General features: G+C 70.7%; 22 protein-coding genes, 1 tRNA gene and 1 pseudogene. 18 read left to right on the forward strand and 6 right to left on the reverse strand.

Features of this window, described 5'->3' with window-relative positions:
* The first annotated feature begins 9 nt into the window (after positions 1 to 9).
* Positions 10 to 85 (forward strand) — tRNA-Ala (locus tag ACOOE8_RS07300).
* Between the two features lie 86 nt (positions 86 to 171).
* Here ACOOE8_RS07300 and ACOOE8_RS07305 read toward each other — a convergent pair.
* The gene (locus ACOOE8_RS07305; RefSeq protein ID WP_420394168.1) at positions 172 to 960 is read right to left on the reverse strand and encodes a glucose 1-dehydrogenase; all 789 of its coding nucleotides are present in this window, start codon (positions 958 to 960) and stop codon (positions 172 to 174) included.
* Positions 961 to 1,112: 152 nt separating this feature from the next.
* Between ACOOE8_RS07305 and ACOOE8_RS07310 the strand changes: the two genes are divergently transcribed.
* The 5 genes and pseudogenes from ACOOE8_RS07310 to ACOOE8_RS07330 all read left to right on the forward strand — a co-directional run bounded on the left by ACOOE8_RS07310 (position 1,113) and on the right by ACOOE8_RS07330 (position 5,029).
* The gene (locus ACOOE8_RS07310) at positions 1,113 to 1,769 is read left to right on the forward strand and encodes a (2Fe-2S)-binding protein (RefSeq protein ID WP_420394169.1); all 657 of its coding nucleotides are present in this window, start codon (positions 1,113 to 1,115) and stop codon (positions 1,767 to 1,769) included.
* 3 nt (positions 1,770 to 1,772) lie between these two features.
* Positions 1,773 to 2,771: an FAD binding domain-containing protein gene (locus tag ACOOE8_RS07315; RefSeq protein WP_420394170.1), complete on the forward strand. Its 999-nt coding sequence runs from the start codon at positions 1,773 to 1,775 to the stop codon at positions 2,769 to 2,771.
* 101 nt (positions 2,772 to 2,872) lie between these two features.
* Positions 2,873 to 3,475 (forward strand): annotated as a pseudogene (locus ACOOE8_RS07320) (xanthine dehydrogenase family protein molybdopterin-binding subunit); the annotation flags it as partial.
* Positions 3,476 to 3,542: 67 nt separating this feature from the next.
* The gene (locus tag ACOOE8_RS07325) at positions 3,543 to 4,583 is read left to right on the forward strand and encodes a xanthine dehydrogenase family protein molybdopterin-binding subunit (protein WP_420394171.1); all 1,041 of its coding nucleotides are present in this window, start codon (positions 3,543 to 3,545) and stop codon (positions 4,581 to 4,583) included.
* Positions 4,523 to 5,029, forward strand: a complete 507-nt coding sequence (locus ACOOE8_RS07330) for a molybdopterin cofactor-binding domain-containing protein (RefSeq protein ID WP_420394172.1) — start codon at positions 4,523 to 4,525, stop codon at positions 5,027 to 5,029. Before ACOOE8_RS07325 ends, ACOOE8_RS07330 begins: the two co-directional genes overlap by 61 nt.
* On the opposite strand, the gene mdoH is transcribed toward ACOOE8_RS07330, so the two are convergent.
* Positions 5,007 to 6,872, reverse strand: coding sequence for a glucans biosynthesis glucosyltransferase MdoH (gene mdoH / locus ACOOE8_RS07335; protein WP_420394173.1), 1,866 nt, complete (start codon positions 6,870 to 6,872; stop codon positions 5,007 to 5,009). The two genes, ACOOE8_RS07330 and mdoH, sit on opposite strands and share 23 nt — an antisense overlap.
* 152 nt (positions 6,873 to 7,024) lie before the next feature.
* On the opposite strand from mdoH, the gene ACOOE8_RS07340 reads away from it, so the two are divergent.
* The 9 genes from ACOOE8_RS07340 to ACOOE8_RS07380 all read left to right on the forward strand — a co-directional run bounded on the left by ACOOE8_RS07340 (position 7,025) and on the right by ACOOE8_RS07380 (position 16,396).
* Positions 7,025 to 8,032 (forward strand): zinc-dependent alcohol dehydrogenase, encoded by a 1,008-nt coding sequence (locus ACOOE8_RS07340; protein WP_420394174.1) that lies wholly within the window; start codon positions 7,025 to 7,027, stop codon positions 8,030 to 8,032.
* Positions 8,032 to 8,430, forward strand: a complete 399-nt coding sequence (locus ACOOE8_RS07345) for a 6-pyruvoyl trahydropterin synthase family protein (RefSeq protein WP_420394175.1) — start codon at positions 8,032 to 8,034, stop codon at positions 8,428 to 8,430. Before ACOOE8_RS07340 ends, ACOOE8_RS07345 begins: the two co-directional genes overlap by 1 nt.
* Position 8,431: 1 nt before the next feature.
* Entirely contained in the window at positions 8,432 to 9,484 is a 1,053-nt protein-coding gene (locus ACOOE8_RS07350) for a glycosyltransferase family 4 protein (RefSeq protein WP_420394176.1), read from the forward strand.
* Between the two features lie 422 nt (positions 9,485 to 9,906).
* A complete protein-coding gene (locus tag ACOOE8_RS07355) occupies positions 9,907 to 10,845 on the forward strand; it encodes a hydroxymethylglutaryl-CoA lyase (RefSeq protein ID WP_420394177.1) in 939 nt (312 codons plus the stop codon).
* Between the two features lie 11 nt (positions 10,846 to 10,856).
* Complete coding sequence (locus ACOOE8_RS07360) at positions 10,857 to 12,056, forward strand: acyl-CoA dehydrogenase family protein (protein WP_420394178.1); 1,200 nt, start codon at positions 10,857 to 10,859, stop codon at positions 12,054 to 12,056.
* 19 nt (positions 12,057 to 12,075) lie between these two features.
* On the forward strand, positions 12,076 to 13,434 hold the full coding sequence (locus ACOOE8_RS07365; RefSeq protein WP_420394655.1) for an MmgE/PrpD family protein: 1,359 nt from the start codon (positions 12,076 to 12,078) through the stop codon (positions 13,432 to 13,434).
* A 79-nt stretch (positions 13,435 to 13,513) separates the two neighbouring features.
* Entirely contained in the window at positions 13,514 to 14,536 is a 1,023-nt protein-coding gene (gene dctP, locus ACOOE8_RS07370) for a TRAP transporter substrate-binding protein DctP (RefSeq protein ID WP_420394179.1), read from the forward strand.
* 16 nt (positions 14,537 to 14,552) lie between these two features.
* The gene (locus ACOOE8_RS07375) at positions 14,553 to 15,128 is read left to right on the forward strand and encodes a TRAP transporter small permease (protein WP_420394180.1); all 576 of its coding nucleotides are present in this window, start codon (positions 14,553 to 14,555) and stop codon (positions 15,126 to 15,128) included.
* The gene (locus ACOOE8_RS07380) at positions 15,125 to 16,396 is read left to right on the forward strand and encodes a TRAP transporter large permease (protein ID WP_420394181.1); all 1,272 of its coding nucleotides are present in this window, start codon (positions 15,125 to 15,127) and stop codon (positions 16,394 to 16,396) included. Before ACOOE8_RS07375 ends, ACOOE8_RS07380 begins: the two co-directional genes overlap by 4 nt.
* Before the next feature lie 82 nt (positions 16,397 to 16,478).
* Here ACOOE8_RS07380 and ACOOE8_RS07385 read toward each other — a convergent pair whose 3' ends face one another.
* Both ACOOE8_RS07385 and ACOOE8_RS07390 read right to left on the reverse strand, forming a co-directional pair.
* Positions 16,479 to 17,507 (reverse strand): LacI family DNA-binding transcriptional regulator, encoded by a 1,029-nt coding sequence (locus ACOOE8_RS07385; RefSeq protein ID WP_420394182.1) that lies wholly within the window; start codon positions 17,505 to 17,507, stop codon positions 16,479 to 16,481.
* A 10-nt stretch (positions 17,508 to 17,517) separates the two neighbouring features.
* Complete coding sequence (locus ACOOE8_RS07390) at positions 17,518 to 19,053, reverse strand: class I adenylate-forming enzyme family protein (RefSeq protein WP_420394183.1); 1,536 nt, start codon at positions 19,051 to 19,053, stop codon at positions 17,518 to 17,520.
* A 123-nt stretch (positions 19,054 to 19,176) separates the two neighbouring features.
* On the opposite strand from ACOOE8_RS07390, the gene ACOOE8_RS07395 reads away from it, so the two are divergent.
* From ACOOE8_RS07395 to ACOOE8_RS07405, 3 genes are read left to right on the forward strand one after another with little or no spacing between them, the layout of a single operon-like run.
* On the forward strand, positions 19,177 to 20,331 hold the full coding sequence (locus tag ACOOE8_RS07395; RefSeq protein WP_420394184.1) for a CaiB/BaiF CoA transferase family protein: 1,155 nt from the start codon (positions 19,177 to 19,179) through the stop codon (positions 20,329 to 20,331).
* Positions 20,328 to 21,143 carry an enoyl-CoA hydratase/isomerase family protein gene (locus tag ACOOE8_RS07400; protein ID WP_420394185.1) on the forward strand — a complete coding sequence of 272 codons (816 nt, stop codon included), beginning with the start codon at positions 20,328 to 20,330 and terminating at the stop codon, positions 21,141 to 21,143. The genes ACOOE8_RS07395 and ACOOE8_RS07400 overlap by 4 nt, the downstream gene beginning before the upstream one ends.
* Positions 21,143 to 22,021: an MBL fold metallo-hydrolase gene (locus ACOOE8_RS07405; RefSeq protein WP_420394186.1), complete on the forward strand. Its 879-nt coding sequence runs from the start codon at positions 21,143 to 21,145 to the stop codon at positions 22,019 to 22,021. Before ACOOE8_RS07400 ends, ACOOE8_RS07405 begins: the two co-directional genes overlap by 1 nt.
* Positions 22,022 to 22,105: 84 nt before the next feature.
* Here ACOOE8_RS07405 and ACOOE8_RS07410 read toward each other — a convergent pair whose 3' ends face one another.
* Positions 22,106 to 23,419, reverse strand: coding sequence for a TRAP transporter large permease (locus tag ACOOE8_RS07410; RefSeq protein ID WP_420394187.1), 1,314 nt, complete (start codon positions 23,417 to 23,419; stop codon positions 22,106 to 22,108).
* Positions 23,416 to 23,946, reverse strand: a complete 531-nt coding sequence (locus ACOOE8_RS07415) for a TRAP transporter small permease subunit (protein WP_420394188.1) — start codon at positions 23,944 to 23,946, stop codon at positions 23,416 to 23,418. Before ACOOE8_RS07415 ends, ACOOE8_RS07410 begins: the two co-directional genes overlap by 4 nt.
* Between the last annotated feature and the right edge of the window lie 26 nt (positions 23,947 to 23,972).

Genomic DNA, 23,972 nt, shown 5'->3' on the forward strand with positions numbered 1-23,972 from the left:
ACGACCCAGGGGGCCATAGCTCAGTTGGGAGAGCGCTTGAATGGCATTCAAGAGGTCAGGGGTTCGACTCCCCTTGGCTCCACCATCCCTGACGTCCCAGCCCTGAAACCTTAGGCGCACCACCGTCCCCGCCGCCGTCGATGCGCGACGGGGAGCGGTCGACGGGCGCGATCAGAGGCTGATCGTGATGCCGCCGTCCACGAAGAGGGTGTGCCCGTTCACGAAGCTCGCCGCGTCGGAGGACAGGAACACCGCCGCACCCACGAGCTCCGGCAACCGCCCCCAACGCCCCTGCGGCGTGCGCGTGGCGAGCCAATCCGAGAACGTCGGATCGGCGACGAGGGGTGCGGTGAGCTCGGTCTCGAAGTAGCCCGGCGCGATGGCGTTGACGTTGAGGCCGAGCGGCGCCCACTCCGTCGCCATCGCCCGCGTGAGGTTCGCCACCGCCCCCTTCGTGGCCATGTACGGGCCGACGCTCGGTCGGGCGAGCAGGGTCTGCACCGAGGCGATGTTGATGATCTTGCCCTGGCGGCGAGCGATCATGTGGCGCGCCACCGCCTGACCGACGTTGAACACCGAGGACACGTTGGTCGCCATCAACCGCTCGAACGCCTCAGGCGGGAAGTCGGCGAGCGGCGCCCGGTGCTGCATCCCCGCGTTGTTGACGAGGATGTGAACGGGTCCGTGGCGCGCCTCGAGGTCGTCCACCGCAGCCTTCGACGCGGCATGATCGGTCACGTCGAACGGGCAAGTCCGCACGAACGCGCCGCCGTCCTCGAGCCCGTCGGCCGCGGCGTCGAGCGTCGCCTCGTCGCGACCGTTCAGGACGATGGCGGCTCCCGCCTTCGCCAATCCCCGGGCGATGGCGAGCCCGATGCCGCGGCTCGATCCCGTGACGAGTGCGGTTCGTCCCGCCAGGGAGAACGCCGCGAGCCCGGTGGGCAGGTCTTCGGTCGTCATCGGGCCTCCTACGCTCGCACGCCTGCAATGCCGCATCGGACCGGCACGGTCCACATGCTGCCGGCACGCGCATTCCCCACAGCGCGGGCTTTTGGAGCTTGCGCGACCTTGGAACTTGTCCAGTTTGGCACCTGGAGACACGAGGGGACGCGATGACGGACGCACACGAACCTTCAAAGCCCAACGGGACCGACCCAAGGTCCGGCCCAGAAGCACGGGACGGGCGCCGCGGTGGGTTGTCCCGCCGCAACTTCCTGCAGACGAGCGGGCTCGCTGCCGCGGCCACGGGTTTGTCCGCGGGCGAGGCGAGCGCGAAAGCCACCACGATCGCCCCAGGCGACCGGCCGACGGTGAGCCTGACGCTCAACGGCAAGCAACGCCATGCGACGGTGGAGACCGGCACCACGCTCGTCGAGCTCCTGCGCGACGGTCTAGGGCTGACCGGCACCAAGATCGGCTGCAACCACGGCCAGTGCGGCGCGTGCACCGTGCTGCTCAACGGGCACCGGGTGAACTCGTGCCTCGTCCTCGCGCTCCAGGCCGACGGCGCGGACGTCGTCACGGTGGAGGGGCTCGCGGACAGCGTCGGCAACCTCCACCCCATGCAGGAGGCGTTCGCCGAGCACGACGCGTTCCAGTGCGGCTACTGCACGCCGGGGCAGATCATGTCCGCCGTCGCGTGCATCGAAGAGGGCCACGCGGGCTCGGCGGATGAGATCCGCGAGTACATGTCCGGCAACCTGTGCCGCTGCGGCGCCTATCCCAACATCGTCGCCGCCATCGAGGCGGTCCGGGACCGGGGGGCCTGACCGATGAAGAACTTCGCCTACGCCAAGCCGTCCTCGGTGGAGGACGCGATCGCCGCGCTCGGCGACGGGGCCGACGTCCTCGCCGGCGGCACCACCATGGTCGACCTCATGAAGCTCGAGGTCATGACGCCCGACGCCCTCGTCGACATCACCGCCCTGCCGGACCTCTCGGAGGTGACGATCGGCGACGGCCGCATCAGGTTCGGCGCCCTCGCCAAGATGCAGGCGGTCGCCGACAACGCCGAGCTCGCCCGGATGGCGCCGGTGTTCACCGAGACGCTCTGGATGGCGGCCTCGCCGCAGCTGCGCTGGGCCGCGACGCTCGGCGGCAACATCCTGCAGCGCACCCGCTGCCCGTACTTCCGCGACACGCACTACCTCCAGTGCAACAAGCGTGATCCCGGCTCGGGCTGCGCCGCCCTCGACGGGGGGCGCACCAACATGCACGCGATCCTCGGCGGCTCGGAGGCGTGCGTCGCCATGTACCCCGGCGACTTCGCCCAGGCGCTCATCGCGTTCGACGCTGAGGTCGTGGTCGAGGGGCCGTCCGGCGAGCGGCGCATTCCGTTCGCGGACCTCCACGTCCTGCCCGCGGACGACCCGTCCCGCGAGACCGTGCTCGGCCCGCGCGAGGTCGTCGTCGCCATCGAGGTGCCGCGCTCGCCGGCGATGAGGGGCTCGTACTACCTCAAGGCGCGCGACCGTGAGTCCTACGCGTTCGCCTCCGCGTCCGCCGCGGTCGGCCTCGCCATGGAGGGCGACACGGTGTCGGACGCGCGCGTCGCGCTCGGCGGCGTCGCCTCGGTGCCGTGGCGGGCCCGCGCCGCGGAGGACGTCCTCAGGGGCGCAACGTTCTCCGAGGAGCTGGCGCGCGAGGCCGGCCGCGCCGCGTTCGCGGACGCGGTGCCGCTCGAGGGCAGCGCCTACAAGATCCCGCTCGGGGCCTCGGTGGTCGCGGGTGCGCTGATGACCGCGCGCGAGCGCGCCAGGCAGGAGGGCTGACCATGGCCGACACGATCTCGCAGAAGGTGACGCGCTACGAGGCGCCGCGGAAGGTCACCGGCCAGGCGATGTACGGGGCCGACTTCATGCCCCCGGGCATGATGCACGGCGCGCTCGCGACCTCGCGCATCGCACGCGGTCGCGTGACGTCCCTCGACACCTCGGCGGCGGAGGCCGCGCCCGGCGTCGTCGCCGTGTTCACCCACGAGACGCTGCCGAAGTACAAGGAGCTCAAGGGCTACGCCCAGGGCGGCCCAGCCGCCGCGAGCTTCTGGCCGATGACGTCGGACGAGATCCGGTTCAACGGCCAGCCGATCGCCTACGTCGTCGCCGACACCGCGCGCGCCGCACGCCACGCAGCGTCCCTCGTCAAGGCCGAGTACGCGGAGGAGGAGGCGCACGTCCTCATCGAGGCCAGCGACGGCGCGCCGGCCGAGCGCCCGGACGCCAAGGAGGTGACGAAGGGCGACGTGGAGGCCGGGCTCGCCGAGGCCGCGCAGACGGTGGACGCGACCTATGAGACGCCGTTCGAGCATCACAACCCCATGGAGCTTTACGCGACCACGGCGGAGTGGCGCGCCGGCGACCGGCTGACCATCTGGATGCCGTCGCAGTCGGTCCGTTCGCTCAGGAACGCGGCGGCGATGGCGTTCGGGCTGCCGATCACCTCGGTGGAGGTGATCTCGCCGTTCGTCGGCGGCGCGTTCGGCGGCAAGGCGTTCCTCACCCAATACGCGGCGCTCACCATCGCGGCGGCGAAGGGGGTATCGCATGCCGGTTCGCCTGATGGTGACGCGGCGGGACATGTACACGGTCGCCTCGTTCCGGCCGCAGAGCTTCCAGAAGGTCCGCCTCGGCGCGACCGCCGACGGCAGGCTGACCGCCTTCGAGCACATCCAGCTCGGACAGACGTGCCAGTTCGATCCCGTGGTCAACGCGGGGACGCCGATCACGCGGTCGATGTACGCGTGCCCCAACATCAGGACGCGCGAGGACATCGCCCGGTCCGACACCAACGCGCCGGGCTTCATGCGCGCGCCGGCGGAGACGCAGACGTTCTTCGCGACGGAGAGCGCGATGGACGAGCTTGCGGTCAAGCTCGGCATGGATCCCGTCGAGCTGCGCCGCATCAACGAGCCCGAGCGCCATCCGGTGACGGACGTGCCATGGTCGTCGCGCTCGCTGATCGCTTGCTACGACAAGGCCGCTGCGACCTTCGGCTGGGCGGACCGCGACCCCGCCGTCGGTGCGATGACGGACGGCGACTGGCTCGTCGGCTACGGCTGCGCAACCGCGACCTACCCGACGCACATGACCGCCTCTTCCGCACGCGTCAGGATGCAGGGAACCGGCCGCGCGCTGGTCGAGCTCTCGGCCCACGACGTCGGCACCGGCGCCTACACCATCATGGCGCAGATCGCCGCGGCGCGGCTCGGCCTGCCGGTCGAGGCGGTGGACGTCACACTCGGCGAGGCGAGGCTGCCGCTGGGGCCGATCTCCGGCGGCTCGGTGACATCGGCGAGCGCTGGCTCCGCAGTGCACAACACCTGCCTCAAGCTGGGCCAGGAGGTCGCCCGCACGCTCGCCGCCGCGCAGGGCAACCCGTTCTCCGGCAAGGACCCCGCATCGATCGCGCTCGACAACGGCACGCTTGACGCGCCGCGGACGGCACATCGATGCCGCTGTTGGAGGCGCTCAACGCGACGCCGCGCGAGGAGGTCGAGGTCGAGGGGGAGTACGCCCACCCCGACATGGAGCCCTCGAAGATCACCGAGAGCTACCAGGGCGGCCTCGGCATCTACGGGCCCGTGACCGACAAGATGGCCATGTTCGCGTTCGGCGCCGAGTTCGCCGAGGTCCGCGTCCACCGCTGGACCAAGGAGATCCGCGTGCCGCGTCTGCACGGGGCGTTCGCCGCGGGCACGATCCTCAACGCCAAGACGGCGCATTCGCAGCTCCTCGGCGGCCTCGTGTGGGGGCTCTCCTCCGCGCTCCACGAGCACACCGAGGTCGACGTTCCGCGGGCGCGCTTCCTCAACAACAACATCGCCGAGTACCTCATCCCGGTGAACGCGGACGTGCGCGAGGTCCGCGTCGAGATCGTCCCCGAGACGGACACCTACGTGAACCCGCTCGGGGTGAAGGGGATCGGCGAGCTCTCCATCGTCGGCACCGCGGCGGCGATCGGCAACGCGATCCACCACGCGACGGGCAAGCGGCTGCGCAAGCTGCCCTTCACCATCGCCGACATGGTGTGACCTGGGCCTGTGCCACGGGGGGCGCCTCGGCGCCGCGGCCCTCCGACGGCGCCGGTGCCGTCGCGAACGCCGCTGCGGCGAGCCGCGCGAGGAGCGGCGGCGGGTCCGCCTCCTCCGGGATGGCGCACACGCCGAGGCGGGTGACGGCCGTCCCCACGCGCGGGTCGGCGGTCAGCACGGCGAACGGGGCCGCGAGCACGAGCCCTGCGATGACCGGCGCGGCGAACCACAGGACGTGCGGCGCGGTGATCGAGAGGATGGCGACGAGCGCGATCCCGAAGCCCGCCTGCGGCAGGAAGGTGCGCGCCGCCTCGCCCCAACCGACGCGCCGTGCGGAGCGCGGCTGGGCGCGCCAGTCGGCCGTGACGCCGAACAACAGCCCCACCGCGAACACCGCCACCGCGAAGGCCACCGCAGGGGCCATGAGCATCGACAGGACGAGCTCGACCAGCCCGCCGGCCAGGGCGCGGCCTCGCCCTCCGTAGCGCGCCGCCTCCGCGCCGTTCGCGAGCACCCCCGCGAGGCCCATGAGCTTCGGCGCGAAGCTCAGCGTCAGGACGACGACGACGAGCGCCACGCCGAGCCCGGCTGGGACGCTGACGCCGCCGGCGATCGTCGCGAGCGCGCCGAGCAGCACGAACGCCATCCACGCCGGCGCTGCGAGGTACATGAGGATCGCGAGCGCGAGTTGGACGCGGCTGACCGCGTGGAGCCCCGGCATGGCGAGGAGCTTGAAGTACTGCATGTTGCCCCGGCACCAGCGCAGCTCTCGCCGGATGAAGTCCGGCAGCGTCGGCGGGTTGTCCTCGTAGCTGCCGCCCTCCTCGGCGAGCACGCGCACGTGGTAGCCGGCGCGGCGCATGAGGACGGCCTCCACCTGGTCGTGGCTCATGACGTGGCCGCCGAGGGGACCGTCCCCGGGCAGCACCGGAAGCCGGCAGTGCTCGGCGAAGGGGGCCACGCGGATCAGCGCGTTGTGCCCCCAGTAGGGCCCGCAGTCGCCCGTCCACCACACCGAGCCGGCGGTGTAGGCGCGCATCCCGTGCCGCATGCCGAACTGGAACGCGCGGGTGAACAGCGAGCGCGACGGCGTGCCCACCGCGAGCGTCTGCAGGATGCCAATCCGGGGATGACGCTCCATCAGGCGCACCAGCCTCGCGACGAGTTCGGCGGACATCAGGCTGTCGGCGTCGAGCGGCAGGAGGTAATCGTAGTCTGCGCCGCGGCGGGCGCAGAACTCCTCGAGGTTGCCGGCCTTGTAGCCCGCGTTGTCGGCGCGCCTGCGGTAGTGCACCGGGGCATCGGGGCGCGCCGCGCGCCAGGCCGCGACGAGGTTCTCCTCGGCGAGCGCGATCGCCGGGTCGCTGGTGTCCGACAGCACGTGCACGTCGACGTGGGGTCCGAGGCCCGTCGCGCTCAGGTCGTCCTGCACGAGCCGCAGCCGGCCGAGCGCCGCCTCGGGGTCCTCGTTGCGCACCGTCATGACGACCGCCGTCCGGCTCGTGATCGGCGCCTCAGGGTCCTCCACCAGCGCGAGCGGGTCATCGTGCGGTGCGCCGCGCGCCATCAGGATCGTGCCGAGGACCGCGTTCCAGAAGCCAATGGACAGCCACGGCAGCGTGACGAGGTAGGCAAGCCCCATGGCGACCTCCACCGCGCCGAGGCCGTCGTGGGCCAGGAGGAGCGCCATCACGAGGGCAAGCGCAGCGACCGTTGCGCCGTTGAGCGCCAGCACTGCCAGCCTGCGCCGACGAAGGGTCCGCACCTGCCGGTCCGCCGTGATTTGCCCCGCCCCGCCGTCCGACGGCGCGGCGGAGGAGATGGAGGTCGCGATCGTGTTCATGGCATCCCTTCGGACATCCTGCGCGGTTGACGGTCGGCGACAGCGCACCTCGTGGAGCGGTCCGGACGACCGTGGGACGGCCGACGCGGCCGCCTTCCCTAGCAGGCCGCCGCGTGGGCGGCTCGACAAGTCGGCCGGCGCAGCGCTATCGCATGCGCGACATGGAAGCGCGGCCGATCAGTGACGGGAGGGTCCAGCACGCCACGTCGCTGTGGTGCGAGGGGATCGGCACCTACGGGCTCCGCGAGGCCCCCATACCGCCCTCGCGCGACGGTGAGGTTCGCCTGGCCGCCCTGTGGTCCGCGGTCAGCCGCGGGACGGAGCGGCTCGTCCTCGAGGGGCGCGTCCCTCCGGCCGAGGCCGAGCGCATGCGCTGCCCGCACCAGGACGGCGCGTTCCCGTTCCCGGTGAAGTACGGTTACGCGCTCGTCGGACGCGTCGAGGTGGGACCGCTCGACCTGGTCGGCCGCACCGCCTTCGCCCTGCACCCGCACCAGACCCACGTCATCCTCCCGCGCGAGGCCATCCTCCCGGTGCCGGACGGCGTTCCGCCGCGACGTGCGACCCTCGCGGCGAACATGGAGACCGCGCTCAACGTGGTGTGGGACTCCGGCGCCGGCCCCGGCGACCGCGTGCTGGTGCTCGGCGCGGGCGTCGTCGGCCTCATGGCGGCGCGCCTGCTGGCGCGGACGCCCGGCACCGAGGTCACCGTCGCCGACCGCGACGAGCGCAAGGCCGCCGCCGCGGGAGCCATGGGAGCCCGCTTCGCCGACCTCGACCGCCTGCCCCGTGGCGTCGACGTCGTGGTCGACGCCACGGGCTCCGGCGAGGCCCTCGCGGACGCCATCGACGCTGCCGCCCTCGAGGCCCGCATCGTCGTGGCGGGCTGGCTCGGTGCCGGCACCGCGGCGGTACCGCTCGGAGGGGCCTTCCACTCCCTACGGCTCGCCCTCGTCTCGTCCCAGGTGGGACGGGTTCCGCAGCACCGCGCGCCGCGCTGGACGCAGGCCCGCCGCCTCGCGAAGGCGCTGGAGCTGCTCGGGGACGCTGCCCTCGACGCGCTCTTCACCCACGAGCTGGCCCTCGCGGACGCGCCGCGCGAGCTGCCGCGGCTGCTGGCGGGCGACACGGGCGCCCTCGCCATCACGCTGCGCTATTGATGTACGCCCTCGAGGTCCGCGAGCACGTCATGATCGCCCACAGCCTGCCGGGCCCGGCGTTCGGTCCGGCGCAGCGGTTGCACGGTGCGACGTTCGTGGTCGACGCGACGTTCTTCGCGCGCAACCTCGGCCCCAACGACGTGGTGGTGGACATCGGCGCCGCGACGGAGGCGCTGCGCCGGGTGCTCGAGCCCCTCGCCTACCGCAACCTCGACGACCTGCCGGACTTTCACGACCGGCGCAGCACCACGGAGGCGCTGTGCCGCTGGGTGTTCGACGCGCTGCGAGCCGAGCTCGCCGCCGACCGGCTCGGCGAGGACGGCCGCAGCGTGTCGCGGCTGCGCGTGACCCTCACCGAGTCGCACCTCGCCAAGGGCTGGTACGAGGCCGACCTCTAGCATGCGCGTGTGGTTCGCCGTCCCCGGCGACCTCGACACGCCCACCGGTGGGTACCGCTACGACCGCCGCATCGCGGACGAGCTGCGCGTGGCCGGACACGAGGTTCGCCTCCTCACGTTGCCCGCTTCGTTCCCCCGGCCGTCGGGGGACGACGTGTCGGAGGCCGCCCGCGCGCTGCGCACCGTGCCGCCCGGCGACGTCGCGTTCGTCGACGGCCTGGCCTACGGCGCGATGCCCGCCAAAGCGCTCGAGGGGCCGGCGCCCATGGTCGCGCTGGTCCACCATCCGCTGGCGCTGGAGTCGGGGCTGCGCCCCGGGGAGGTCGCAGCGTTCATCGCGAGGGAGCGCGCTGCCCTCGCGCGGGCCGCCGGCGTCGTCGCCACCAGCGGGACGACGCGCGACACCCTCGTCGCGGACTACGGCCTCCCCGCGGACGTCATCAGCGTCGCCGAGCCGGGGCTCGACGCCGCATGGCATCAGGACCGCACGCCCGACACGCCGCCCCTCATCGTGTCGGTGGGCGCGGTCGTGCCGCGCAAGGGGTTCGACGTCCTCGTCGAGGCGCTGTCGCACCTGGTGGACCTTGACTGGCGGGCCGTCGTCGTCGGCGCCCTCGACCGCTCCCCTCGGACGGTCGAGGCGGTGCGCGCGGCGATCGTGGACACCGCTCGCACCGAGCTCATCGGCGCCGTGGACGACGATGCCATCCGCGCGCTGCACCGGCGAGCCAGCGTGTTCGCCCTCGCCACTCGCCACGAGGGGTTCGGCATGGCGGTCCTCGAGGCCATGGCGTCCGGCCTGCCGGTGGTCGCAACGCGCGCCGGCGCGCTCGCCACCTTGGTTCCCCCCGACGCGGGGCGCCTCGTGCCGGTCGACGACGCGGGGGCGCTCGCGGCGGCGCTCCGCGACGTCCTCATCGACGCCGATCACGCGAGCGCGCTCGCCGACGGCGCCCGGCGGGCGGCACGACGCGCGACGCGCTGGCAGGACAGCGCCGCCGTCGTCGCCGATCGCCTGCGCCGTGCAAGCGCGACCTCGGCAACCTTGTTGTAGCGTGTGCGACGCTCTTCATGGAGGCCGACGCCTCGATCGACGTGCCGTCGACGGAAGAGTGCTCGGCCGACACGACCGCCTTCGCCTCCGGCAGCGCGACGAGCGCGGCGCGGAACTCACGGGCCCCGTCGCCTACCATCAGCCGCGCCCGATCGTGGGGGACGGTGGTCGGATGCCGTGCGGCGCTCGCGGAGCGCGATCCAAGGGTCGCGGCGCTCCCTTCGCGCATGGGCCGCCCGATGAAACGTTACATTGACTTGGTCGGAACACGCCCATAGCGTCGGGTGATCGCGATCAAGACATCATCCGGAACGATCGAGGGGGACCTTGTCCGCCCCGTTCGGGCCTATGGGGTGGTACCGCCGGGCTTGACGGGCCTGCGCGCACGCGCCCCGGCAGACACAACAGTCGGACACACTTCCATGAACCCCACCGAAACAATCACGCTCAGGGAAGTCGGCCCCAGGGACGGTCTCCAGCTCGTCAAGGCGATCGTGCCGACCGAGCACAAGATCGCGTGGGTCAGGCGCGCCGTGGACGCCGGCGTACCGGAGGTGGAGGTCACCTCCCTCGTACCACCGAAGGTGTCGCCGCAGTTCGCCGACGCCGGCGATGTCGCGGAGGCCGTCGTCGGCCTCCCCGGCTACGTCCCCTCGGCGCTCACGCCCAACCTCAAGGGGGCCGAACGGGGCCTCGCGCTGGGCTTCCCGAAGCTCAACTACGTCATGTCCGCGAGCGAGGAGCACAGCCTTGCCAACAGCCGCCGCCCCAGCGAGGCCTCCATCGAGGACTTCGAACGCATCGTCGAGGCGCGCAACGCTGGGGCGCCGGACACCAGGCTCGGCGCCGGCATCGCGACGACGTTTGGCTGCACCATCCAGGGCGAGGTGCCCGAGGCGCGCGTCTACGAGATCGCCTCGCGGCTCGCCGGGCTGGGCGCGGACGAGATCATCCTCGCCGACACCGTGGGCTACGCGAACCCCGCGCAGGTCAAGCGCATCGTCGCCGGCGTGAAGCGCGAGATCGGCGATCTGCCCATCGTCATCCACCTGCACGACACGCGCGGCCTCGGCCTCGCCAACATGACCGCCGGCATCGAGGCCGGCGTGCGCTTCTTCGACGCCTCCGTCGGCGGCCTCGGCGGTTGCCCGTTCGCGCCGGGCGCGTCCGGCAACATCAACCTGGAGGACGCGGCCTTCCTCGCCGAGTCGATGGGCTTCGCGACGGGCATCGACTTCGACAAGCTCATGGCGCTGCGCGAGCGGGTCGAGGCGTGGTTGCCGGGAGAGCGCTTCGCCGGCCAGCTCAGCCAGTCCGGCCTGCCCAAGGGCTTCCACGCCGCAGCGGCGCAGGCCGCGTAAGGAACACCGACATGGACATGTTCAACCAGAGCGCCGCCGACGACGACGTCGTCGTCACCCTCGGCGAGGACTACGGCGAGCTGCGCGACAGCGTGCGCCGCATCTGCGCGGACTACCCGCCAGCCTACTGGCGCGAGCTGGAGGAGCGCTCCGCCTACCCGTCCGAGTTCGTCGAGGCGCTGACGACGTCCGGCTTCCTCGGCGCCCTCATCCCGGAGGAGTACGGCGGCGCCGGGCTCCCCTTGCGCGCGGCCGCGGTGATCCTGGAGGAGATCAACGCCTGCGGCGCCACAGCAAGCCCGGCGCACGCGCAGATGTACATCATGGGCACGCTGCTACGGCACGGCAGCGAGGCGCAGAAGCAGCGCTACCTGCCGAAGATCGCGACGGGCGAGCTGCGCCTCCAGGCCTTCGGCGTCACCGAGCCGACCACCGGATCCGACACCACGCAGCTGAAGACCCGTGCCGAGCGGCAGGGCGACAAGTACATCGTAAACGGCCAAAAGGTCTGGACAAGCCGTGCGCTCTACTCGGACATGATGCTCCTCCTCGCCCGCACGACGCCCGCATCGGAGTGCGAGAAGCGCACCGACGGGCTGTCCGTCTTCCTGGTCGACCTCAACCAAGTGAAGGGCAATGGGTGCGAGATCAAGCCGATCCAGGCGATGATCAACCACAACACCACGGAAGTCTTCTTCGACAACATGGAAGTCCCGGCTGAGAACCTCATCGGCGAGGAAGGCAAGGGCTTCAAGTACATCCTCGACGGGATGAACGCGGAGCGCATCCTTGTGGCGCAGGAGTGCATCGGCGACGGGCGCTACCTTCTGAAAAAGGGCGTCGAGTACGCCGGCGAGCGCTCCGTGTTCGGCCGCGCCATCGGCCAGAACCAGGCGATCGCCTTCCCGCTCGCCCGCGCCTACGCCTCGCTGGAGGCGGCGGAGATGATGTGCCGCCGCGCCGCCGCCCTGTTCGACGCCGCAAAGCCGTGCGGGCCGGACGCCAACATGGCGAAGATGCTCGCCTCCGAGGCGACGTGGCAGGCGGCGGAGGCCACCATGCAGACCTTCGGCGGCTTCGCCTACGCCAAGGAGTACGATGTCGAGCGCAAGTGGCGCGAGGCACGGCTCTACCAGACGGCTCCGATCTCGACCAACATGATCCTGGCGTTCTTGAGCACCAAGGTGCTCGGCCTGCCGCGCTCCTACTGAGGACACGCTCGTGACCACCATGGAAGGACTGACCCGCCAGACCGCCGCGTTCGCGGCGCGTCACCCGCTGGAGAACGTGCCGGATGGCGCGCTCGAGGCCGCCCGCATCGGCATCGCCGACTGCGTCGGCGTCATGATCGCCGGCAGCATGGAGCCGCCCGCCATCATCGCCGCGAAGATGGTGGAGACTTCCACAGGCAACACCGGCGCGCCGCAGATCCCGTCCGGCCGCAACCTCGCCCCGCAGGACGCGGCCTTCGTCAACGGCATCGCCGCCCATGCGCTCGACTACGACGACGTGGCGATGGACGGCCACACCTCCACGGTGCTGGCCCCCGCGATCCTCGCCGAAGGCTGGTCGCGTGGCGTCTCCGGCCGCGACGCGCTCCATGCCTACGTCATCGGCTACGAGATCTGGGCGCTGATGAAGGCGCTGGAGCCCGGACAGCTCCACGACCGCGGCTTCCACCCCACCGCCGCGTGGGGCACCGTCGCGGCGGCTGCGGCCTGCGCGCACCTCGCCAAGCTCGACGCGGACGAGACCGCCAACGCCATCGCCATCGGCGCCTCGCTCGCGGGCGGCCTCGTCGCCAACTTCGGCACCATGACGAAGCCGCTGCACGCCGGCCGCGCCGCGCAGGCCGGCGTCCTCGCCGCGCGCCTCGCGGAGGAAGGCTTCACCGCCTCGCCCGACGCGCTGGAGCACGCGGCCGGCTTCATGCGCGCGCACTCCCCCTCCGGCGAACCGGACCTTAACGCGAAGGACCATGCCCTCGGCTCGGTCTGGCGCACGCCCGACACCGGCGTCGACGTCAAGCGCTACCCGCTGTGCTACTCCACGCACCGCTCCATCGACGCGATGCTGGACCTCGTGGAAAGGCACGACCTCAGGCCCGACGACGTGGAGGAGATCCGCGTGCGCATCGGCTCCACTCAGGCGCGAATGCTGCGCAACGCCCGCCCCAAGACGGGCCTCGAGGCCAAGTTCTCCATCGAGTTCGCGATGGCCTCCGCGCTCGTCGCCCGCCGCGTCGGCCTGTCCGAGCTGACCGACGAGTTCGTTCGCCGGCCGGAGGTGATGGCGGCGATCGAGAAGGTCTCCTGCACCACCACCGACGAGCTGATCCCCGGCACACCGTTCGCACCGCACGACGTCGTGACCGTCGTCGCGAAGGGGAGGACCATCGAGGCCGAGCCCGTCAGCGCCGCGAAGGGGAGCTGGACTCGGCGCATGAGCGACACCGAGCTGCGCGAGAAGTTTACCGACTGCGCGACGCGCGTGATGTCCGCCGACGCGGCCGCGGCGCTCGCGGAGGCCCTTCTCGATCTTGAACACATCGGCAACCTTCGCGAGCTTCGGCTCGTCGCGTCCAGCTAACGCTGACCCGCCCGCTCGAGCGGCACGACCTTCAGCGACCGTCCACTGAAAGGACGGCGCCCTTTCAGGGAGAGAACGAATGAACAGACGAACCTTCGGCCGCATCCTCGCAACGCTCGCCGTCTCGGCCGCGCTCGTCGCGCCTGCGACGGCGCAGACCAAGATGCGCATCTCGCTCGACACCAACCCGAACCACGTGCGCAACCAGCACGTCGACATGTTCGTCGAGCGGCTGAAGGAGCGTGTCGGGGACGCGCTCGACATCGAGGTCTACCCCTCCGCCCAGCTCTTCCGCGACCGCGACGTGGCGCGCGCGCTGCGCCAGGGCGCGGTCGAGATGGCGATCCCCGGGACGTGGGTGCTGGACGGCATCGAGCCCTCGCTCGCGCTCACCTCGCTGCCGATGTTCTACGGCCAGGACGAGGAGGTCACCCGCAGGCTGATCGACGGTGACGTCGGCAAGGCGATCGCCGAGAAGACCGAGGAGCGGCTGCGCGTCCACATTCCAGGCCCGTGGCTGGACCTCGGCTTCCAGAGCTTCTTCACCGTCTCCGACCCGATCGAGACCACGGCCGACATTGAAGGCATGAAGGTTCGCATCCCCGGCGGGTCGGCGAACGCCAAGCGGATCGAAGGTCTCGGCGGCATCCCGAACGCGATCGCCTGGCCGGACGTGCCGCTCGCCCTGTCGTCGAAGACCGTCGACGCGGTTACCTCGTCCCACGAGTCGATCAAGTCCGCCCAGCTCTGGGATTCGGGCCTGTCATACGCCTACGACGACCGCCAGTACTTCGCGCAGTACGTGCCGATGATCGCCTCCAGCTTCTGGGACGGCCTCGACGAGGAGACGCGGACCGCGATCACCGAGGTGTGGGCCGAGGTGGCGGCCGAGGAGCGCAAGGCGGCTGCCGAGGCGCAGACCGAGGCCATGCGCATCAACGAGGAGCACGGCATCACGATCGTCACCCCGTCCGCCGAGGAGCTTGCCGCCGCGCGCGAGAAGCTGATGCCGCTCCAGGCGGGCCTCGTCGAGGAGATGGGCATCGACCCAGAGCTCGTGGAGACGGCGCAGAACGCCCTCAGGGACGCCGGCGCGCTGTAGTAATCGGCACGCATCGGTGACTGACGCCACACCCGGCCGGACGGACGACGCCGCCCGTCCAAGCCGCACGGGGGGCGTGCCGGGCACGCTGATGCGCGTCTGGGGCGCGGTCGAAGCGCTGATCGCCGGCGGCCTCGTCGCCGGCGCGCTGATCCTCATCATGTACACCGTGCTCGCGCGATGGCTCGCGCCTGAGTTCGCGCCGTACATCACCGAGGAAGTCACGGTCTACATGGTCATGTGGGGCGTGCTTCTCGCCGTGGGGACCGTCACGCGCGAGCGCCAGCACATCCGCGCCGACCTCGTCGTCCAACTCATGCCTGTCAGCGCGCAGCGGGCGCTCGACGTGCTCGCCAACCTCGTCGGCGTCGCCTTCGCCCTCTTCCTCGCCTGGTTCGGCTACCGCGTCGCCTACGAGGCGTGGGACTTCGGCGACGTGTCCGCCACCACGCTGCGCTTCCCGCTGTGGATCTACTACTCGTGCCTGCCGGTTGCGGCAGTCGCGATGGCGCTTGGGCATGCCGTGGCAGCCATCGCGATCCTGACGGGCGCACCCGAAGGCCACACCGACCCGAAGGACGATCCGGCATGAACGGTCTCATCGCCGTCGGGGGCGGCCTGCTGATCCTCGGCTTCCCGATCTACCTCGTCCTCGGCATCACAGCGGCCGCGCTCCTGTGGGCGAGCGGCACGCCGATGATCGCGGTCACGCAGAAGATCGTCGACGAGCTCAACTCGCAGACGCTGATCGCGGTGCCGTTCTTCGTCGTCGCGGCGACGTTCATGGAGCGCGGCGGCGTCGCCAAGGCGCTGATCGACGCCGCGCTGACCTGGGTCGGCCACATCCGCGGCGGGCTCGGCATCGTGTGCGTCCTCGCTTGCACCATCTTCGCCGCGATGTGCGGCTCGTCGGTGGCGACCGCGCTCGCGATGGGCACGATCCTCGTTCCAGCGATGCTGCGCGAGGGCTACGACCGCCCGTTCGCGTCCGGCGTCGTCGGCTCGTCCGGCACGCTCGGCATCCTCATCCCGCCGAGCCTTGCGATGGTCGTCTACGGAGTGCTCGCCGACCAATCCATTCCGCGCCTCTTCCTCGCCGGCGTGGTGCCGGGGCTCATCCAGGCGCTGCTCATCGTGGCCGTGATCGTCTTCATCGCCAAGCGGCGCGGCTATCGCAAGGCGGCGCGCACGGATCGGCGCGACATGCTGGCGGTCAACCTGCGTGCCCTCCCTGCGCTGTCGATCCCGGTCATCGTGCTGGGCGGCATCTACGGCGGCGTCGCGACGGTGACGGAGGCGGCCGCGCTGTCGGCGGCGGCGGCCATCGCGGTCAGCCTCGTCTTCTACCGCACCATCGGCGTCCTCGACATCCTGCCGTTGACGGCGCTGGCGGCGCGCAACGCGGCGACCATCGTCATCATCATCGTCACGGCGCTGATCTTCGGCCATTGGGTGACGGAGAGCGGCGCGACGGCGGCGATCGTGCGCTTCGCGGAGGAGCAGAACCTCAGCCCGGTCGCGTTCCTTGTGTTCGTGAACCTCCTGATGTTTGTGCTGGGCATGTTCCTGGAGGTCTTCTCAGTCCTCCTGATCGCGCTGCCGATCCTCCTGCCGCTTCTGCCGGCGTTCGGCATCGACCCCATCCAGTTCGGCGTGATCGTCACCATCAACATGGAGTTGGCGCTGCTGACGCCGCCGGTGGGCCTCAACCTCTTCGTCCTTGCCTCGATCACGAAGGCGCCGCTGGCGGAGGTGATCTCCGGCATCTGGCCGTTTGTGGTCGCCATCGCAGCCCTTCTCGTCGCGGTGATGGCCGTCCCGGCGCTGTCGCTGTGGTTGCCGGACCTCGTGCTGGGATGAGTTGGGGAGGACGAGCGCTGCCGCCGTCACGTACCGACCCAAGCTGGGCAGCGAGGAGGGGCAGCGGGGCGGGGGGCGCGGCTCAGGTCGTCCGCGGCGGAGCGAGTGAGCCGCGCTCGATGAACTCGGCCGGAAGGAGGACTTGCTCGGGCGGCCGCTCCTCGGTTCCCTCGAGCCGGCGCAGGAGGAGGTGGCCGGCGGTCCGCCCGATCTCGGCCTGATCCCAGCGCTGGAGCGCGATCGGCGGAGCGTACAGCTCCGACAGCTCCGAATCGCCCGACCCCACCACCGAGACGTCTTCCGGCACGCGCAGGCCGCGCATGCGGATCGCCCGCAGCACGCCTGGCAGCATGTCGATGCCGCCGGCGATGATGGCCGTCGGCGGCTCGGCGCTGGCGAGGATCGACGAGGACTGGCGGAACCCCTCCGCGGGGAGGAAGCTGATCGTGCGGATTAGTGTCTCGTCGACCGGGATGCCGGCTCGCAGGAATGCGGCACGGTAGCCGCGCACTCGCTCGCGCGCGGGAAAGATGATCGACTGCCCCGTCAGAAGCACGATGCGGCGGTGACCGAGCTCCAGGAGGCGCGTGGTCGCGCAGTCGACGGACCCGGCATGGTCGGCCATCACCGCGTCCGCCCACGCCGGCTCGCTGCGGTCGACGAGGACGATGGGGCCTGCGAAATCGAGGAGCGCCTTCTCGAACGTCGCGTCCACGGGCGTGTAGGGGCCGAGGATCAGTCCATCCGACTGCAGGCGCCCGAGCCGGGCGATCAGCTCCATCTCCCTCTCGCGCAGCCCCTCGGAGTTCGAGATGACCAGCGAGTAGCCCGCCTGGTCGAGCACGTCGTGCAGCGCGCGCACGAAGTCCGCCAGCGCGGGCACGTTGATCTCGCGGATGATGCAACCGACGAGCTGCGAGGAGCGACGGCGCATCGACTGGGCGAGCGCGTTGGGCCGAAAGTTGAGCCGCTCGATGGCAATGAGGACGGCGTTGCGGATCTCGGGCCGGACGGTGGCCTTGCCGTTGATGACGCGCGAGGCGGTGCCGATGGAGACGCCCGCCTCCTTCGCGACGTCCCTGATGGTGGCGTTGTCCGATCGCTTGCGCATGTCTCCCCCGTCACCCGCGGAGGCGCAGGTCGGGATAACGTCCGTCGATGAAGTCGTAGCGCGCCAGCACCGCCTCGCGGGTGCGCCCGCGCACGACCTTGCCGAGGCCGTTGCGGGCGATGGCGTCCACCTGCGCGAACAGCCGTGGGCGCTTGTGCTTGGACAGACGCCCCATCGCGCCCACCAGCGCCTCGCGCCAGCCGTCTGGCGCGCCGGCTGCGACCGCGGTGATGACCTCGCCCCAGTAAGAGGACGGCAGCGACAGGACGATGAGCTCGCCCCCCGGCATCGCCCCGCGGAGGGCCCCCTCGATCTCGTCCGGAGTCACGCGGTAGCCGCCGGTCTTGATGACGTCCGCCTCCCGTCCCACAAGGTGCAGGCGGCCCAGCTCGTCCAGATAGCCGAGGTCGCCGGTGCGGTGCAGGGCTTCGGGCGGGCGCACCTCGACGCCCTTCGGGCCGATCTCCGCTGCCAGCATGTGCTGCGTGCGCAGGAGGATCGGCCGCGGCACCGGCCCGTCCGCGGGCGGCCCTTCCTCGCCCTCGTCGGGGTCGCCCAGCATGATCTCGACCCCGCTCGCGGGCCAGCCGACGCACGCGGTCACGGCCGAGCGTGGATCGTCGTACCACCGGTCGGTCTCCTCTGGTGTCAGGACGGTGATGGGGTTGTAGGTCTCCGACTTGCCGTAGGTGATGCGCACGACCGGGCCGAAGATCGCCCTCGCGGCTTGGTAGACCTCGCGCGGCAAGGGCGCGGTGCCGGTATAGATCGCGCGAATGTGGTCGAAGACGCGGCCGGCGAAGATCTCGCACAGCTTCACGAGAACGGTGGGCGAGGCGAAGATCTGGTCCACCATTCGATCCTCGAGCGCGGCGCGGACGCGCGGCTCGTCCACGCCGCGGAGCAGCGTCACCGCCGCGCCGGTGTCGTGGAAGGCTTGCGCCATCAGGCTTGCGCCGTGGGAGTACGGCGTCATCAGGAGGACGTTGCGGCCCGGCGTCGCCGCCAGCGGCAGCGTCGCGCGGAGCAGGATGTTGGCGCGCCAGCGCCCGCCGTGGGAGTGCGCGATGCCCTTCGGCTTGCCCGTCGTGCCCGATGTGAAGGCAACACGGCACCAGTCGTCCGGCGAGACGGCGACGGCCGGCAGATCCATCAGCCGCGCCGGCGCGATGCCGCTCGGGTCGATCACCGGTAGCCCACCTGCTCGGTCGGCGAGCGCTGGCACCGTCACGAAGAGTGATGCGCCGACGAGGTCTGCGCAGTGCGCGACTTCCTCCGCCGAGAGCGCGGTGTTGATCGGCGCTTCGCACGCACCCGTCATCGATACGGCGTAGTGCACGGCGACCGCGTCGCGCCCGTTGGGCATGAGGCTCGCCACCATGTCCCCCGGGCCGATCCCGTCCGCGATCAGCTTCGCGGCGATGCCTGCAGCCCGGTCGAACAGCTCAGCGAAGGTGAGGCTGCCCTGCGCATCGACGAGGGCAGTGAGCGGCGCGAAGCGCTGCGCCACGGGGAAGAATTCATGCTTCCAGGCGAAACGGTTCACATCGATCCCTCCTCTTGCGGATGGTTGACCCGTCTCGTCGGCCGGTCCGAGGACGGTGAAACGTTACATTGACCGAGCGAGAGGCCCGACACTAGGGTGCGGCAAGACAAGAAGAGGTCAGGGATGGACGCCACAACCGCGCCTGCGACGGGCGCTGCCGAAGGGGCGCGGCCGCTCGCCGGGATGATGATCGTCGAGCTCGGCCACAGCGTCGCCGCGCCGTACGCCGGCATGATCCTCGCCGATCTCGGCGCGCGCGTCGTGAAGGTCGAGAACCCGGACAAGGGCGACACCGCACGCGGGTGGGGCCCGCCCTTCTGGCACGACACCGCGAGCGCCTTCGCCGCGCTCAATCGCGGCAAGGAGGGCATTACCATCGACTACGCTGACCCGGCGGAGCGCGCCCGCCTGCGCGCGCTGATGGCGACGGCGGACGGCGTGATCCAGAACCTGCGCCCCGGCCTGCTCGAGAAGTACGAGTTCGACGTCGCAGGTGTGATGGCGCAGAATCCGCGTCTCGTGTGGTGCGATCTCGGCGCGTTCGGCGCGGTCGGCCCGCTGAAGTCCAAGCCCGGCTACGACCCGCTGGCGCAGGCGACGTCCGGCATCATGTCGGTGACGGGCGAGTACGGCCGCCCGCCGGTGCGCGTCGGCGTGTCGCTTGTCGACATGGGCTCGGGCATGTGGAGCGTCATCGGGATGCTCTCGGCGCTCGTCGCCCGCGAGCGGACGGGCAAGGGCACGCGCATGTCCACCTCCCTGTTCGAGACCGGCCTCGCGTGGATGACGATCCCCCTCGCTGGCTACGAGGCGACCGGCGACGTGCGCCGCCCCTACGGCTCTGGCGTCGGCGAGATCTGCCCCTACCAGGCGTTCGAGACCAAGGACGGCTGGCTGATGATCGCGGCGGGCACCGACCGCCTGTTCCGGCGACTCGACCGGGTGCTCGGCCTCGGCCTCGCCGACGATCCGGCCTACGCGACCAACGCCGGGCGCGTCTTCAACCGCGACGTGCTGCTGCCGATGATCGCCGAGAGGGTGGCGGCGTGGGCGCCGGGCGACCTCGCCGCCGCACTCGATGAGGCGGGCGTCCCCAACTGCCCGTTGCTCGCCACCGACGAGGTCGCCCGCCACCCGCAGACCGAGGCGCTCGGGATGGCCGTCGATGTCGACGGGCTGAGGCTGATGGGCGTCCCCCTCACGTTCGACGGCGAGCGACCGCGAGCGAGGACCGCCGCTCCCGCACTCGGCGAGCACAACGAAAGGACCAAGGCATGACGATCCCGATGCCGGCCGAGGTCACCGGCCTTACGACCATCGCGCTGCACCGCCCGGAGGAGCACGTCCTCCTCGTGACGCTCGACCGGCCGGAGGCCCGCAACGCGATGAACACACAGATGGGCCTCGACCTGATGGCCGTGTTCGAGCGCATGCAGGTGACGACCGACGGCGCGCGCTGCATCGTCATGACCGGGCAAGGCGACAAGGCCTTCTGCGCCGGCGGCGACCTCAAGGAGCGGCGCGGCATGAGCGACGAGATGTGGCAGACCCAGCATGCGATCTTCGAGCGCATGGTGCGCTCGCTCGTCGGATGCCCGATCCCCGTCATCGCGGCGGTGAACGGCGCGGCCTACGGCGGAGGCTGCGAGATCGCCGCCGCGTGCGACTTCGTCTACGCGTCGACGAACGCCCGCTTTGCGCTGACGGAGGTGACGCTCGGCATCATGCCCGGCGCCGGCGGCACGCAGAACATGGCCCGCGCGATGGGCGCGCGGCGCGCCAAGGAGGTGCTCCTCACCGGCAGCCCGTTCACGGCGGAGGAGGGCGAGCGCTGGGGCCTCGTCAACCGCGTCTGCCAGCCGGACGACCTGGTGCCAGCCGCCGTCGAGACGGCCAAGCGCATCGCCACCAACGCGCCGATCTCCACGCGGCAGATCAAGCAGTCGATCAACCGCGGTCTCGACATGAGCTTGTGGGACGGTCTCGCCTACGAGATCGAGGCCTACAATCGCATGGTGCCGACGCAGGACCGAAGCGAAGGCGTCAACGCCTTCAACGAAAAGCGCACGCCGAGCTTCGTGGGCCGCTGATGCTCCCCGCAGAACAGGTTCCGGGCGTCTATCACCGGCGCGTCGGTGACACCCTCGTCACCGCGCTGTCGGACGGCTACCTCGACGCCTCCTGCGACGTCTTCCGCAACCTCTCGGAGGACGAGGCGAAGGCGGTGTTGGTGGGTGGCCTCCAACCCTACCCGCCACGGATCTCGGTCAACGCCTTCCTGGTACGCAGCGGCGGCCGCACGGCGATCGTCGACACCGGCTCGTCGGACTGCATGGGCGACACGCTCGGCCAGCTCCCGAAGAACATGGCGGCCGCCGGTGTCGCGCCGGAGGACGTCGACACCGTGCTGCTGACCCACATGCACCCGGACCACTCCGGCGGCCTCATCGACCCCGCGGGCAACGCGTTCTTCCCCAACGCGGAGGTCGTCGTCGGCGAGGCCGACTACAAGCTCTGGCACGACGACGCCATCGCCGCGGCCGTCGACGAGCGGCGGCGCAAGCGGTACTTCACCTGGAGCCGTGCGCACGTCGCGCCCTACAGGGACCGCCTGCGCTGGACGCCGGCCGCGGGCGGCGAGGTGCTGCCGAGCGTGACGACGGTGCCGCTTCCCGGCCACACGCCAGGGCACACCGGCTACCTCATCACCTCGGGCGGCGACAGCCTCCTCATCTGGGGAGACACCGTTCACGTCCCCGGCATCCAGGTGCCCCGGCCCGACACGACGATGGTGTTCGACTGGGACCCCGAGGGCGCCATCGCCTCGCGCCGCAGGATCCTCGAGATGGTGTCGGCGGAGGAGATCCCCGTCGCGGGCATGCACGTCCACTTCCCCGGCTTCGCCAACGTCGCACGCGATGGCGGCAGCTACCGCATCGTGCAGGAGGGCTGGGCGCACACGGTGTGACCGCCTTTCCGAGGGACGGTCGATCGCGTGCCGCCTCGTCCTTCGCCGACCACCTCGCAGCCTTGTCGACATGATGGCGCCCGTTCAGCGCAGCAACTCGTAAGGCAACCAGGTGATCAGCGCCGGGAAGATCACCATGAGGAGCAGGGCGGTCGCTTGAAGGAGCACGAAGGGAAAGACTGACCTGTAGATGTCGGCCATGGTGACGCTCGCCGGCACCACGCTGCGTAGGTAGAAGAGGTTGAAGCCGAACGGCGGCGTCAGGAACGCCATCTCCATGTTCACGATGAAGAGGACGCCGAGCCACACCGGGTCGAAGCCAAGGTTCGTCGCGATGGGGAAGAAGAGCGGCGTGGTGAGGATCATGATGCCGATGGGATCGAGGAAGCACCCCATCAGGAGCCAGATCACCTGCATGCCGAACAGCACACCCCACCGGCCGCCGGGAAGCACCGACAGCGCGTCGCTCACCAGTCGGTCGGCACCCACGGCGGCGTAGAGCGAGGTGAAGATCGCTGCCGCGAAGACGATCCACATGACCATGCAGCTGAGGCGCAAGGTGATCTTGCAGGCCTCGTAGACCGTCGTCCAGTTGAGCTGGCCCTTGGCGAGCGCGCAGACCATCGCGCCCAAGGCCCCGAGGCCGGCCGCCTCGCTGGGGGTCGCAGCGCCGGCGATGATGCTTCCGAGCACGAGCGCGATCAGAAGAAGCGGCAGGATGACCGAGCGCAGGGCGACGAACCGCTCGCGCCAGTTGGCCCGCTCGGCCTGCGGCAGCGCAGGGCCGAGCTCCGGCCGGATCGCGCACAGGATGAGGATGTAGATCGTGAACAGGGCGACGATGACAAGCCCGGCGGTGATGCCGCCGAGGAAGAGCATCCCCACCGACGTGTTGGTGTAGAGCCCCAGCACGATCATCATGACGCTGGGCGGGATGAGCACGCCGAGGGCGCCGCCGCCTGCGATGCAACCCAGGCTGAGGCTCTTGCTGTAATTGTGCTTCAGCATCGAAGGCAGCGCGACCATCCCCATGGTCACCGTCGCCGCGCCGCTGACCCCGACCAGCGCGGCGAAGATCGTGCACACGAAGACCGTGCCGACGGCGAGCCCCCCGTTCAGCGCGCCCAACCACTTCTGCATCATCGCGTAAAGGTCGGCCGCGATGCCCGATCGCTCCAGCATCGAGCCCATGAAGATGAACATCGGGATCGCCAGGAGCACGAAGCTCGTCGCCGAGCTGAAGGTCTGGATGCCGAGCGCGTAGAGCGCGTTTGGACCCCACAGGAAGTAGGTGCCCACCACCGCAGAGCCGCCGAGCGCGAACACCAAAGGCACGCCCGCGACCATCAGGACCACGAACGACCCGAACAGGATGAGCGTGATGAGTTCGATGCTCACGGCGTGGGAACAACTTCCGAGGTGGAGCTGTGACCCGGCAGCAGCGGCTGCCCGGTCAGGGCCATGTGGAGGTCGCGCAGGAGCTTGGCGATGGCCTGCAGCAGGATGAGCAGCGCCCCCGTAGCGAGCACCGCGTAGATGGGGAAAAGCGGCGGGCCCCAGTCGGTCCCGGCGCGTTGGCCGCGTTCCAGCGCCTCGCTTGCCATGATCGAGGTCTGCTGGAGGAGCACGAAGCAGAAGATGATGACGAAGCCGGCGGTCAGCACGTCGAGGGTCGCCTGCACCCGTGGGCGAAGGTTCGAGTAGACGATGTCCATGGCCACGTGGTCGCGGTGGAGCAGCGTGTAGCCGCCGCCCAGCAGGATGTAGCCGGCGAAGATGTAGGAGATCAGCTCGTTGCCCCAGGTGGTGGGCGCGGCGAACGCGTACCGCAGCGTCACCTCCCACACCACGAGGGCGATCAGGACGAGCAGCGACAGCGCCGCGACGCGTCCGACGATGCCGTTCAGCCCGTCGATCGACCGCACGGCGGCTCTTACGATGGCAAGCATCG

It is taken from the genome of Acuticoccus sp. (genome assembly GCF_965213555.1).
GTDB lineage: Bacteria > Pseudomonadota > Alphaproteobacteria > Rhizobiales > Amorphaceae > Acuticoccus.